This is a genomic window from Pseudomonas sp. K5002 (assembly GCF_013386655.1).
GTDB lineage: Bacteria > Pseudomonadota > Gammaproteobacteria > Pseudomonadales > Pseudomonadaceae > Aquipseudomonas.
In genome coordinates, this window is sequence record NZ_JACARK010001345.1 from 1 (window position 1) to 489 (window position 489).

Annotated in this window: 1 pseudogene; it reads left to right on the forward strand. The window is 66.3% G+C overall.

Going from position 1 to position 489, the window contains the following annotated elements:
* Positions 1 to 489 (forward strand): annotated as a pseudogene (locus HX846_RS36235) (HlyD family secretion protein); the annotation flags it as partial.

Here is a 489-nt window from a genome sequence, read left to right on the forward strand (position 1 = left end):
GCCACCTTGAGCCTGCAACGGCAACTGTTCAGCAGTCGCGCCCAGGCCCTGGCCACGGAGCAGCAAGGCCTGCGGGAAACCATCGCCGGGGCCGAGGCACAATTGCGCGGCACCCGGGAATCCCAGGCCAGCAAAGTGCTGCAACGCACCGCGATGAATGAACAACTGCAAGGCCTGCGCGAGCTGGCGCGGGACGGCTACATTCCGCGCAATCGGCTGCTGGAAAATGAACGGCTGTATGCCCAGCTCGACGGTGCGATTGCCGAGGATTTCGGCCGCATCGGCCAGTTGCAACGGCAAGTCCTTGAGCTGCGCCTGCGCATCCGCCAGCTCGGCGAAGACTTCCAGAAAGACCTGCGCGGCCAACTGGCCGAAACCCGCACCCGCAGCGACGACTTGCGCAACCGGTTGGCCTCGGCCGAATTCGAACTGGCCAACAGCCTGGTGCGCGCGCCGGCGGCTGGCGTGGTGGTGGGGCTGGAGGTGTAC